We start from the raw sequence: 12539 nt of genomic DNA, 5'->3' as shown, positions 1-12539 counted from the left end.
TCATGGACGGCTATCTGCTCTCTCTCATCACGTTCACGCCCGCGATCGGCGCGGTCATCCTCGGCCTGCTGTTGCGCGGCGAAGACGAGATGGCGGTCCGCAACGCGAAGCTGCTGACGCTCGCCGTCACGATCTTCACGTTCCTGCTGTCGCTCGCGGTGCTGACCGGGTTCGACCCCTCCAACCCCGACTTCCAGTTCGTGGAGGAGACGGAGTGGCTGGGCGGCCTGACCTACAAGATGGGCGTGGACGGGATCAGCGTGCTCTTCGTGATGCTGACCACCGCGCTGATGCCGCTGGTGATCGGAGCGAGCTGGAACGTCACCCACCGGGTCAAGGAATACATGATGGCGTTTCTCCTGCTGGAGACGCTCATGATCGGCGTGTTCTGCGCGCTCGACCTGATCCTGTTCTACCTGTTCTTCGAGGCGGGCTTGATCCCGATGTTCCTGATCATCGGGATCTGGGGCGGCGCGGCGCGGATCTACGCGGCCTTCAAGTTCTTCCTCTACACGCTTCTCGGCTCGGTCCTGATGCTGATCGCGATGATGTACATGATCGCGGATGCGGGCACGACGGACATCGCGGCGCTGCTGCGGCACGAGTTCAGCTACGGCACGTTCACCTTCGCAGGGATCGAGATCGTGGGGGGCGCGCAGCTCCTCCTCTGGCTCGCCTTCTTCGCGAGCTTCGCGGTGAAGATGCCGATGTGGCCGGTCCACACCTGGCTGCCGGACGCGCACGTGCAGGCGCCCACCGCGGGCTCCATCGTTCTGGCGGCGATCCTCCTGAAGATGGGCGGCTACGGCTTCCTGCGCTTCTCGATCCCGATGTTCCCCGTCGCCTCCGACATGATGGCGGAGTTCGTCTTCGCCCTCTCGGTCATCGCGATCATCTACACCTCGCTGGTGGCCCTGATGCAGGAGGACATGAAGAAGCTGATCGCCTATTCCTCCGTCGCGCACATGGGCTTCGTGACCATGGGCATCTTCGCGGCGAACCGGCAGGGCTTTGACGGGGCGATCTTCCAGATGATCTCCCACGGGTTCATCTCCGGCGCGCTCTTCCTCGCGGTCGGGGTGATCTACGACCGGATGCACACGCGGGAGATCGCGGCTTACGGCGGCCTCGTGAACCGGATGCCGGCCTTCGCGCTCGTCTTCATGCTGTTCACCATGGGCAATGTGGGCCTGCCGGGCACCTCGGGCTTCGTGGGCGAGTTCCTGACGCTGTCGGGCGCCTTCCAGGCCAACACCTGGGTGGCGCTCCTCGCCTGTACCGGCGTGATCCTGTCGGCGGGCTACGCGCTGTGGCTCTACCGCCGGGTCGTTTTCGGCGAGCTGGTCAAGGAGAGCCTGAAGTCGATCCAGGACATGGACCGGCGGGAGAAGCTGCTGTTCGCGCCCTTCATTTTCTTCACCCTCCTGCTCGGCGTCTATCCGAGTGCCGTGACCGACATCATCGGGCCGAGCACCGAGGCGCTGCTGTCATCCTACGAACTCGCGCTGGCGGAGGCGGAGACGCTTCTGGCCGATGCCGCCGATACCGCTGTGGAGCAATAACATGATCTGGAACGAGGTTGGTGTTGTCTGGGCGGAAGTGACGCTGGCGGTCTATGCGATGGCCGCCCTCATGTTCGGCGTGTTCTTCGGGCAGGACCGGCGGGGTGAGCTGATCCTCGTCGTGACGGCTGCGGTGCTGGCGACGCTCGCCGTGGCCATCGGCGTGAGCGATCCGGGCACGCGGATCGCCTTCAACGGGGCCTTCATCGACGACGGGTTTGCGCGCTTTGCCAAGGTGACGCTGCTGCTGGGCGCCGCGGTGATGCTGCTGCTGTCCCGCGAGTATCTCAAGCGCGTGGAGCTCATGAAGTTCGAGTTCCCGGTGCTGATCGCGCTCGCCACTGTGGGCATGATGATGATGGTCTCCGCCGGGGACCTGATGGCGCTCTACATGGGGCTGGAGCTGCAATCGCTGGCGCTCTACGTCGTGGCCGCGTTCCGGCGCGACTCGCTTCGTTCGACGGAGGCTGGGCTGAAGTACTTCGTGCTCGGTGCGCTGTCCTCCGGCCTGCTGCTCTACGGCGCATCGCTGGTCTACGGCTACACCGGCACGACCGTCTTCGCGGGCATCGCCACGGTGATCGCCGAGGAGGGCGTGGGCCTTGGCCTGCTCTTCGGCCTCGTCTTCCTCGTCGCCGGTTTCGCGTTCAAGATCTCGGCCGCGCCCTTCCACATGTGGACGCCGGACGTCTACGAGGGTTCGCCGACGCCGGTGACCGCCTTCTTCGCCACGGCGCCGAAGGTGGCCGCCGCGGGTATGTTCGCGCGCGTGATGATCGACGGGTTCGCGGGCGCGGTCGCCGACTGGCAGCAGATCCTGACCTTCCTCGCCATTGCCTCGATGTTCCTGGGCTCGATCGCGGCGATCGGGCAGACCAACATCAAGCGGCTGATGGCCTATTCCTCGATCGGGCATATGGGCTTCGCGCTCGTCGGCCTTGCGGCGGGCACGCCGGAGGGGATCCAGGCGCTGCTTCTCTACATGGCGATCTACGTGGTGATGAACGTCGGCACCTTCGCCTTCATCCTGAACATGGAGCGGGACGGTCGGCCCGTGACCGACATCTACGCGCTCGGCCTCTATTCCCGCGTGCGGCCGGGCCGCGCGCTGGCGCTGGCGATCCTGATGTTCTCGCTCGCCGGGATCCCGCCGCTCGTCGGTTTCTTCGCGAAGTTCTACGTCTTCCAGGCGGCGGTGGCGGCAGGGTTGGTGCCGCTGGCGGTGCTCGGCGTGATCGCGAGCGTGATCGGCGCCTACTACTACCTGCGGATCATTTACCTGATGTATTTCGGGGACGAGGTCGACGCGCTGACCGGCCGGATGCCGGTGACGCATGGGCTCGCGCTCGGCGGGGCGGCGCTGGTCATGGTGCTGGGCGCGCTGCCGGTGGTGAACCTCTTCGGGGTCGAGGCGCTGGCGGCGGAGGCCGCGGCGACGCTGTTCAACTAGATGGACGTCTGGCCCGCCGATTTCGGACGGATCACCGTCGAGGAGACGGACAGCACGCAGGCCGAGGCCGCGCGGCGGATCGAGGCGGGGCAGGCGCTGCCCTTCTGGGTCCTCGCCGAGCGGCAGGTCGCGGGCGTCGGCCGCCGGGGTCGCGCCTGGTCGATGCCGGAGGGCAACTTCGCGGGCAGCGTCGCACTTCGTCCCGGCGGGCCGCTTGCCCGGCGCGCGCTGCGCTCCTTCACCATGGCGCTCGCCCTGCGCGACGCGCTGGTGGAGCTCACGGGCCAGCCCGCGCTCTTCTCCCTCAAATGGCCCAATGACGTGCTCTGCCGCGAGCGCAAGCTCGCCGGTATCCTGTTGGAGAGCCGCGGCGACGCGCTGGTGATCGGCATCGGCGTGAACCTCGTCGCCGCCCCGCCGCAGGCCGCGCTGGAGGAGGGGGCGCTCGCCCCCATCGACCTCGCCACCGCCGCCGGGATCCGGGTGACGCCGGAGGCGCTGCTCGACCTCCTTGCCGCCGCCTTCGCCCGGCGCGAGGCGCTGCTGGTCACCGAAGGGTTCGACGCGCAGCGGCGCGAGTGGCTCACCCACGCCGCCCGCCTCGGCCAACCCATCGTCGCGCGCCTCGCCGACCGGACGCTGACCGGCCGCTTCGACGGGGTGGACGGCGAAGGCGCGCTGATGCTCGCCACGCCCGAGGGCATCCAGCGCCTGCCCGCCGCCGACGTGCATTTCGCCTGAGGAGGGAGCCCGATGCTGCTCGCCATCGATGTCGGAAACACCAACACCGTCTTCGCCGTGCACGACGGCAAGGGCTTCGTGGGCGAATGGCGGTGCTCCACCTATCACCAGCGCACCGCGGACCAGTACTATGTCTGGCTGCGCCAGCTCATGGAGTTCAATGGCTTCAACGGGATCACCATCGACCAGGTGGTGATCTCGTCGGTGGTGCCGCAGGTCGTCTTCAACCTGCGTGTCCTGTCCGACCGCTACTTCAACTGCCGTCCCCTCGTGGTGGGCAAGGCCGATTGCGACCTGCCCGTCGACGTGCGGGTGGACGAGGGCACCGTGGTCGGCGCCGACCGGCTGGTAAACACTGTGGCAGGCCATGACCGCTTCGGCGGGGATCTCATCATCGTGGATTTCGGCACCGCGACCACCTTCGACGTGGTGGACACGGACGGGGCTTACGTCGGCGGCGTGATCGCGCCGGGGGTGAACCTGAGCCTGAAAGCCTTACATGAGGCCGCAGCCGCGCTCCCGCATGTGGACGTGACCAAGCCGCAGCGCGTTGTCGGCACCAATACCGTAGATTGCATGCAGTCGGGTGTCTTCTGGGGCTATGTCGGCCTTGTCGAGGGCATCTGCAAACGGATCCGGGGCGAACGCGACCGCCCGATGAAAGTCGTCGCGACCGGGGGGCTTTCGACCCTCTTCAACCAGGGGACGGACGTGATCGATCACATCGACACGGAGCTGACCATGCACGGTCTCGTCCTCATCAACGCATTCAACAGAAAGAGACTGAATGAGCAAAACGGATAGCCTCGTCTACGTCGCCCTGGGCGGCGCCGGCGAGATCGGGATGAACATGTACCTCTACGGCTACGGGCGGGAGGGCAAGCGGCGCTGGATCATGGTGGATGCGGGCGTCGCCTTCCCGGATATGGATAGCTCGCCCGGCGTCGACCTGATCACCGCCGATCCCGAGTTCATCGTGCAGCGGGCGCACGCGCTCGACGCGATCTTCATCACCCACGCGCATGAGGACCATGTGGGCGCCATCGGGCGCCTGTGGCCCGAGCTGAAGGCGCCGGTCTACGCCCGCGAGTTCACCGGCGAGATCGCCCGCGGCAAGATGGAGGAGGCGGGTCAGAACCCCGACGAGGTGCGCATCGTCGCCCCCTGGCCGGAGGTGGTGGAGGCCGGCCCCTTCAAGGTCGGCTTCCTGCCGATCAGCCACTCGGTGCCCGAAACCTCGGCGCTGGTCATCGACAGCCCCGCGGGCCGCGTGCTGCACACCGGCGACTGGAAGGCGGACCGCGACCCGCAGGTGGGCGAGCCCTACGACCCCGACGCGATCGCCGAGGTGGCGAAGGACGGCCTGCTGGCCCTGGTCTGCGATTCCACCAACGTGTTCTCGAAGCATCCCGGCCGCAGCGAGAGCGAGCTGGTGGAGCCCATCACGGAGCTTCTGCGCAACCAGCCCGGCATGGTGGTCGCGACCACCTTCGCCTCCAACGTCGCGCGGCTGCGCACGCTGGCGCTGGCCGGGCAGGCCGCGGGGCGCTCGATCGTCGTGATCGGCCGCGCGATGCACAAGATGCTGGGCGCGGCGAAGAAGACGGGGCTCCTCACCGACTTCCCGCCGATCCTCGATCCGAACGAGGGGGCGGACCTGCCGGCGGAGAACGTGCTGGTGCTGGCCTCGGGCTCGCAAGGCGAGCGGCGCGCGGCCTCGGCCCAGCTTGCCCGCGGCGGCTACGGCAAGCTGGAGATGCGGGACGGCGATACGTTCCTCTTCTCCTCCAAGACCATCCCGGGCAACGAGGTCGCGGTCGGGCAGATCGAGAACGCCCTCGCCCTGCTCGGTGTCGATGTGGTGGGGGAGGAAGGGGGCCTCTACCACGTCTCCGGCCACGCCAACCGGCCGGACCTGCTGGAGATGCACCGTCTCACCAAGCCGCAGTTCCTGATCCCGATGCATGGCGAATACCGCCATCTGCGCGAGCACGCGAAGCTGGCGCAGGGCACGCAGATCACCCCGGTCATCGCGCCCAACGGCACCATGGTGGACCTGTCGGGCAACGACGCGAAGGTGGTCGACATGATCGAGACCGGTCGCCGCTACGTGGACGGCTCGGTCAGCTACGGTGCGATGGACGGCATCGTGCGCGACCGGCTGCGGATGGCGATGCGCGGGCTCCTGGTCATCAACGTGGTCTTCGACGATCAGGCCAACCTGCTGGGCGATGCGTGGGTCGAGGCGAAGGGCCTTTTCACCGATGTCGATGGCGAGGAAGCGGCGCTGCAGGGCGAGCTGGAAGCGGCGATCACCAAGGAACTCGCCGGAGCGCGCCGCAAGGTGCGCGCCGATGACGACCTGGTGGAGCGGCTGGCGAGCCAGGCCGCATCCAATCGCGCCAACCGCATGATCGGCAAGAAGCCGGAGATCATCGTGATGATCAACCGGCTGGAGGACTGAGGGCAGGGCCGCGGCGCACCGCGGCCCTGCATCTCACTCGCTGTCGCGCCGGTAGAGCACGACCGGCGGCAGTGCGCTCTCGGCGCGGGCGAGGCGGGCGGTCGCCTCGATCCCGGCCTGCGTCTCGTCGCGATAGGCGGCGAGCTCCGCGTCCGAGACCTCGCCGGAGCCGTCGCTGTCGATCTCCTCGAACTTCTGGGCAAGCTCGTCGGCCACCTCTTCGGCTTCGGAGGGGTTGGGCGAGATCTGCTGGAGCACGACCTGCGGGCCGAGCTGCAGCGTGAGGCCGCTCTCCTCCATCGGGTCGCGCAGCACCACGAGCGCCTCGTCGTCCGTGGTCGGGATCAGGTCGGCGGGCGTGGCGTCGGCCTGCGTCGTGGCTGGGGCCGCGCCGCAGCTTTCGTACTCCGCAGCGCTGACAATGCCGTCGCCATCGGTGTCGATGCGGTCATAGGCCTGGATCAGGCCGTCCGGCGCCTCGTTCGGGGTGATGACGCCGTTGCCATCGGCGTCGGCCTCCGAATAGGCGAGGGCGCAGATGCTGTCCGCCTCCTGCGCCGTGCTGATCGTGGGGATGGCCATCACTCCGATGACGGCCAGACAGGTCAGGTCGTGCTTGAACTGGATCATGTGAAAACTCCTCGGGCCTCTTGTCGCTTCTCCGGCGCGCAATCGGGTGCGCCGCTTGTGGCCTCCCGCACCCGATAAATGCGGGAGCCTGCCCGGCGTTCCCGTTGAAATTGCGTTTGTGAAGTAGATCACAACCTTGAGATGATTAGCCTGCGACCAAAGCGGCTTTTCGCGCACAATTTTCATCGTTTTGCGAAGAAATTGAGGGTGCATGCGCGAGATTCAGCGAATCTGTTCCGCAAAACGAGAACACCTCCACGCCGATCCGGCAGGGGAGGTGTTTTGATTGTCGAGAGAGGCGTCAGATCAGGCGGCGGCGCCGGTCGATCCCTCTTCGGAGGTCTCGGAGGCAGGGGTCTCGGCCTCCACCTCCGCCTCGTCGGCCTTCGCTGACTTGCGGGTCGGCTTCGGCAGCTTGATCTCGCGCAGCATGAAGGCCGGGACGTGGTCGCCCATGCCGACGATCTTGTTGTCCTCGCGCCGCCCGCGGCCCTTGCCGCCGCGCTCGCGCCGCGGCTTCTGCTCCTTCTCGGGCGCCTGCTGCTCCGCGGCCGTCTCCACCGTCGTCTCCTCGGACTTGCGGGACCGGCTGCGGGAGCGGGAGCGCCTGGGCTTCTCCTCCTCGGCGCTGTCCTCCGCCGCCTCGGGCACGCTGGTCAGCGGGCTGTCGAGGCGCGGGATCTCCTTCTTCACGAGCTCCTCGATCTTCTCGAGATACTTCTGCTCGTGCGGGAAGCAGATCATCACCGCCTTGCCCTCGCGCCCGGCGCGGCCCGTGCGGCCGATGCGGTGCACGTAGTCCTCCGAATGGATCGGCACGTCGAAGTTGAAGACGTGGGAGACGTTCGGAATGTCGAGCCCGCGCGCGGCCACGTCGGAGGCGACCAGCAGCTTAAGATCGCCACCGCGGAAGCCGTCGAGCGTCTTCATCCGCACCGACTGGTCGAGGTCGCCGTGGATCGCGGCGGCGTCCATGCCGTGCTTCTTCAGCGACTTCGCGACGATGTCCACGTCGCGCTTGCGGTTGCAGAAGATGATGCCGTTGGTCAGGTTCTCCTCCGCCTCGATCAGGCGGCGCAGCACCTCGCGCTTCTCCCCGTCCGCGCCCTTCTTGCCGGAGGGTTTGTGGAGCACGACGCCCTGCGTGATCGTCTCGGAGGTCGTCGCCTGCCGCGCGACCTCGACCCGCACGGGATTGTGCAGGAAGGTCTCGGTGATCCGCGTGATCTCCGGCGCCATGGTGGCGGAGAAAAACAGCGTCTGCCGGGTGAAGGGCGTCAGGCCGAAGATGCGTTCGATATCCGGGATGAAACCCATGTCGAGCATCCGGTCGGCCTCGTCCACCACCATCACCTGCACGCCGGTGAGCATCAGCTTGCCGCGCTCGAAATGGTCGAGCAGGCGGCCCGGTGTCGCGATCAGCACGTCGACGCCGCGGTCGATGAGCTTGTCCTGATCCTTGAAGCTCACCCCGCCGATCAAGAGCGCCATGGTGAGCTTGTGATACTTGCCGTAGATCTCGAAGTTCTCGGCCACCTGGGCCGCGAGCTCCCGCGTCGGGCAGAGGATCAGCGAGCGGGGCATCCGCGCCCGCGCGCGGCCCTGCGCGAGGATCGAGATCATCGGCAGCGTGAAGCTCGCCGTCTTGCCGGTACCGGTCTGGGCGATGCCAAGCACGTCCTTGCCCATCAGGGCATGGGGAATGGCTTCGGCCTGGATCGGGGTGGGCGTCTCGTAGCCCGCCTCGGTCACGGCCTTCAGAACCTTCTCGTCGAGATCGAGATCGGTAAACTTCGTCATGTATGTCCTTCGCGCGATGTGAGTTGCGGCTTCATGAATGGCCGCTCTCATCCACAGCGACCGGGACCACCCGAATTGGTGGTGCGTCAATGACTGCGCGGCATATGACAATTTCGGCCGCCGGAGTCAATAAAACAGCCTAAAGGGTGGCTGTCGTGTCGCTGCGTTGGGCCAGAAGGTCGCGCAGGACGTCCCGCGCATGGGTGACCCGCGGGGTGCGCAGGGCGCTGCGCGGCCAGGTGAGAAAGAGCGGATTGGCCGGCGGTTCGGGTGCGGCGAGCCGGGTGAGAGTGCCGCTGCGCAAGGCCTCGCGGGCAAGGTAATGCGGCAGCACCGTCCAGCCGAGCCCGGCTTCCGCCATGTCGCGCAACAGCCGCAGGTCGGGCGCCGTGGCGCGGGGCGGCGGCAGAGCATCGGGCGGATGCCCGGCGGCGGAGATGACGATGCGGATCAGCGGCAGGTCGGTGTCGTAGGCGAGCGGCGGGTGGGCGCGCGCGTCCGCAAGGCCGGGTGCGCCGTGCGCGGCGATCCAGCGCGGGCTCGCCACCGCCAGCAGCCGCTCCTCCGCGATCCGCTCGGCGCCGAGCGCCGGGTCGTCGGGGGCGGACGCGGTGATGGCGAGGTCGGCCTGCCCGTCGGCGAGGGCGGCATAGATCGCCTCCGCCCCGCCGAGCGCGATCCGCAGGTCCACCCCGCTCTCCGCCAGCCGGGTGAGGGCGGGGACGAGCGCGTGTTGCACGAATTCCGGCGGGCCGATCAGGCGCACGATCCCCTCGACCCCGGCCCCCCGGGCGCGCAGGCGGGCATAGCGCGCCTCGATCCCGTCGAGCGCACCGCCCACCGCGTCGGCCAGATCCTCGGCCATCGGCGTCGGCTCCACCCCCCGCGCGTGCCGGGTGAAGAGCGGCCGACCGAGCTGATCCTCCAACAGGCGAATGTGAGTGGAGGCCGCCGGCTGCGTGATGCCGAGCCGCGCGGCCGCGGCAGAGATTGAGCCGGTGCGGCGCACTTCCAGAAAGGTGCGGAGCGGAATGAGCGGAACCATGCCATAATCTGATCTATGGCTGATACCCGTTTCAATGATTTTTCCGACAGGCTCCGCCATCCCATCTTCGGAGCATCGCAACCGAAGGAGGTTTCCATGATCCGCAAGGCGCTTTTCGTTCTGACCTCGCACGACCGCATCGGCGAGACCGGCCGACCCACCGGCTTCTACTGGGAGGAGCTGGCGCTTCCCTACCTGGAGCTGACCGCCCACGGCTACGACGTCGAATTCGCGAGCATCAAGGGCGGCGCGGCCCCCGCCGATCCCGGTTCCGCTAAGGAGGAGGGGCGGCCCGAGCCCGTCGCCCGCATCATGGCCGATGCCGACGCGATGGCCCGCATTGCCGACACCATCCCGATCGCGGAGGTCGATGCCACCGCCTACGACCTCGTCTACCTGCCCGGCGGGCACGGCACGATGTGGGATCTGGCGCAGAGCGCCAATCTCGGCCGTGTGCTCTCCACCGCCTGGGCGACGGGAGCCGTGGTCGGCGCGGTCTGCCATGGCCCCGCCGGGCTGCTCGCGGCAAGGGCCGAGGACGGCAAGCCGCTGGTCGCCGGGCGCCGCGTCAACGCCTTCACCGATGCGGAGGAGGTCGCCGTCGGCCTAGCCGAGACCGTGCCGTATCTGCTTGAGACCCGCCTCCGCGAGCAGGGCGCCGTGTTTGAGGCGAACCCGCAGCACTTCGCGGCCCACGCCGTGCGCGACGGGCGGCTGGTGACGGGGCAGAACCCGGCCTCCACCGCGAACGTGACCGCACTTCTTCTTGAAGCGCTGGAGGCACGCGCGGCGGCCTGAACGGTTGATGCGCGGGCGTGGCGCGGCTAAGCACATTGCGGCTCGACAGCAGGAGACCGCGATGACCTACACCGCCGCCACGCCCGAAGCCGAGCTGCCCAAGGGGCTGCGGGGCGTCACGTTCCTCACCGTCACCGGCGTGACGCACTGGACCGACCGCACCTTCTCCTTCACCTGCCAACGGCCTGACAGCCTGCGCTTCCGCTCCGGCGAGTTCGTGATGATCGGGCTGGTGGATGGGGAGCGACCGCTCCTGCGCGCCTACTCCATCGCGAGCCCCGCGTGGGAGGAGCATCTGGAGTTCTACTCCATCAAGGTGCAGGACGGGCCGCTCACCTCCCGCCTCCAGCACCTGAAGCCGGGCGATGAGATCGTCATGCGCGCAAAGCCCGTCGGCACGCTGGTGCACGACGCGCTGACGCCGGGCAAGCGGCTGATCCTGTTCTCCACCGGCACCGGCATCGCGCCCTTCGCCAGCGTGATCCGCGACCCCGAGACCTACGAGAAGTTCGACGAGGTCATCCTCACCCACACCTGCCGTGAGGTGCACGAGCTCGACTACGGCAAGGACCTGATCCGCCATATCGAGGAGCACGAGTTCCTGCCTGAGATCGTGGGCGACAAGCTCACCCTGGTCTCCACCACCACGCGCGAGAGCTCCGAGACGATGGGCCGGATGACCGACTGGCTGCGTGACGGCCGCTTTGCCGAGGCCACAGGCGCCCCCTTCGATCCCGCCACCGACCGGGTGATGATCTGTGGCTCCATGGCGATGCTGCAGGAGCACAAGGCGATCTGCGAGGCGGCCGGGATGAAGGAGGGCTCGAACTCCGACCCCGGCGACTTCGTCATCGAAAAGGCATTCGTGGACTGAGCGCCACACCCGCGCTTCCGCTGCATCCCGGCCTTGCCCGACAGCGCCGCCTCTGCCCAACTGGGCGGGCCGTCGGGGGGCGGCAGCCGTGGGGACAATCGCGCTTCATTTGAAGAAACGGCACCTTTGTCGCAGGCCTTTTCGGGACGTGGTCACGTTTAGGCAAGAAAGGTGCCTTCAAATGGCCCGAAACATCCCGCGTCTTGTGAGCAAGAAACGCTGCGAGGGGGAACGAGTGGTATGCTGGAATTTCTGATCGGGGCCATCGTGGTCCCATTGGCCCTGATCCTGAAGCTGGTCGCGACGATCCGCGACGCGGGCCCCGTGGGCGGGGCGATGATCGTCGCGGGCATCGTGCTCGGCATCCTGGCGCTGGCCTGGATCATGCGCGAGCTGGGCGGTCGCAAGATCGTGCGCACCGCCAGCCGGTCGCGCGAATATATCGGCGCGGACGAACTGCGCTCGATCCGTCACTCCCGCATGAGCCGCTCCGCGCGCTGAGCCCTAGTGGACGTGCCCGGCATGGGGGTGCCGGGTCGCGTCCGCGGCCAGCACGTCGACCTGCACCTCGATGGTGCCCACCGGCTCCACGGTGATGTCGAGGGGGAAGGACTGACCCTCCTCCAGCGGTTCATCGATCTCGACCAGCATCAGGAACACGCCCTGCGCGTCGAAATCGACGTCGTCGCCAGCGAGGATCTCCATCTCGCCCAGCGTCACGGGTGCGCCGCCCGCGGTGAGTGAGACGCCCATCACCGCGGCCGCCTCACCGTGATCCGTGGCGCCGCCGGTCACCATGACCGGCGCATCGCGCTCGTTCTCGAACTCGAAATAGATCGGCGCGGGGCCGCGCCGGGTCGCCGGCGTCCAGGCATGCAGGATGCGGACGCCCTCGACCTCCGACAGGTGCCCGTCATCGTCGCCGGCATGTTCCTCGTGCGCATGGTCGCCATGCCCGTGATCGTCGTGGCCGGCATGGTCCTCGTGGCCATGATCGTCATGCGCGTCGTGATGCTCCCCCTCCGCATGCTCCTCGTGATCGTGGTCATGGCCATGCTCGCCCTCCGCAAGCGCGGGGGCGGCCATCAGGGCGAGGATGAGGGGCAGGGCGCGCATAGGGGCACTCCGTTCTGATACATTATCACAGTGCACCTAGGCCGCGTCGATGTCGGTTT

General features: G+C 67.7%; 12 protein-coding genes. 8 read left to right on the top strand and 4 right to left on the bottom strand.

What is annotated here, in order from left to right; genetic code table 11:
• Positions 1-2: 2 nt before the first annotated feature.
• From I0K15_RS02720 to I0K15_RS02700, 5 genes are read left to right on the top strand one after another with little or no spacing between them, the layout of a single operon-like run.
• Positions 3-1562, top strand: coding sequence for an NADH-quinone oxidoreductase subunit M (locus tag I0K15_RS02720; RefSeq protein WP_196103920.1), 1560 nt, complete (start codon positions 3-5; stop codon positions 1560-1562).
• 1 nt (position 1563) lies between these two features.
• Positions 1564-3012, top strand: a complete 1449-nt coding sequence (gene nuoN, locus I0K15_RS02715; RefSeq protein WP_196103919.1) for an NADH-quinone oxidoreductase subunit NuoN — start codon at positions 1564-1566, stop codon at positions 3010-3012.
• Complete coding sequence (locus I0K15_RS02710) at positions 3013-3753, top strand: biotin--[acetyl-CoA-carboxylase] ligase (protein WP_196103918.1); 741 nt, start codon at positions 3013-3015, stop codon at positions 3751-3753.
• A 12-nt stretch (positions 3754-3765) separates the two neighbouring features.
• Positions 3766-4557, top strand: a complete 792-nt coding sequence (locus I0K15_RS02705; RefSeq protein WP_196103917.1) for a type III pantothenate kinase — start codon at positions 3766-3768, stop codon at positions 4555-4557.
• On the top strand, positions 4541-6217 hold the full coding sequence (locus I0K15_RS02700) for a ribonuclease J (protein WP_196103916.1): 1677 nt from the start codon (positions 4541-4543) through the stop codon (positions 6215-6217). Before I0K15_RS02705 ends, I0K15_RS02700 begins: the two co-directional genes overlap by 17 nt.
• A gap of 33 nt (positions 6218-6250) precedes the next feature.
• Here the strand turns inward: I0K15_RS02700 and I0K15_RS02695 are convergent, their stop codons facing one another.
• The 3 genes from I0K15_RS02695 to I0K15_RS02685 all read right to left on the bottom strand — a co-directional run bounded on the left by I0K15_RS02695 (position 6251) and on the right by I0K15_RS02685 (position 9692).
• A complete protein-coding gene (locus I0K15_RS02695; RefSeq protein ID WP_196103915.1) occupies positions 6251-6847 on the bottom strand; it encodes an EF-hand domain-containing protein in 597 nt (198 codons plus the stop codon).
• A gap of 306 nt (positions 6848-7153) precedes the next feature.
• A complete protein-coding gene (locus tag I0K15_RS02690; protein WP_196103914.1) occupies positions 7154-8647 on the bottom strand; it encodes a DEAD/DEAH box helicase in 1494 nt (497 codons plus the stop codon).
• Between the two features lie 139 nt (positions 8648-8786).
• Positions 8787-9692: a LysR family transcriptional regulator gene (locus I0K15_RS02685; RefSeq protein WP_196103913.1), complete on the bottom strand. Its 906-nt coding sequence runs from the start codon at positions 9690-9692 to the stop codon at positions 8787-8789.
• A 96-nt stretch (positions 9693-9788) separates the two neighbouring features.
• On the opposite strand from I0K15_RS02685, the gene I0K15_RS02680 reads away from it, so the two are divergent.
• The 3 genes from I0K15_RS02680 to I0K15_RS02670 all read left to right on the top strand — a co-directional run bounded on the left by I0K15_RS02680 (position 9789) and on the right by I0K15_RS02670 (position 11865).
• On the top strand, positions 9789-10490 hold the full coding sequence (locus tag I0K15_RS02680) for a type 1 glutamine amidotransferase domain-containing protein (RefSeq protein ID WP_196103912.1): 702 nt from the start codon (positions 9789-9791) through the stop codon (positions 10488-10490).
• A gap of 61 nt (positions 10491-10551) precedes the next feature.
• Positions 10552-11364 carry a ferredoxin--NADP reductase gene (locus I0K15_RS02675; protein ID WP_196103911.1) on the top strand — a complete coding sequence of 271 codons (813 nt, stop codon included), beginning with the start codon at positions 10552-10554 and terminating at the stop codon, positions 11362-11364.
• Between the two features lie 240 nt (positions 11365-11604).
• Positions 11605-11865 carry a hypothetical protein gene (locus I0K15_RS02670; protein ID WP_196103910.1) on the top strand — a complete coding sequence of 87 codons (261 nt, stop codon included), beginning with the start codon at positions 11605-11607 and terminating at the stop codon, positions 11863-11865.
• 3 nt (positions 11866-11868) lie between these two features.
• Here the strand turns inward: I0K15_RS02670 and I0K15_RS02665 are convergent, their stop codons facing one another.
• Complete coding sequence (locus I0K15_RS02665; RefSeq protein ID WP_196103909.1) at positions 11869-12480, bottom strand: copper chaperone PCu(A)C domain-containing protein; 612 nt, start codon at positions 12478-12480, stop codon at positions 11869-11871.
• Between the last annotated feature and the right edge of the window lie 59 nt (positions 12481-12539).

Origin of the sequence: Pontivivens ytuae (assembly GCF_015679265.1) — a bacterium.
GTDB lineage: Bacteria > Pseudomonadota > Alphaproteobacteria > Rhodobacterales > Rhodobacteraceae > Pontivivens > Pontivivens ytuae.
Note: the sequence above shows the minus strand (reverse complement) of the source record. Positions and strands in the feature narration are given on the sequence as shown.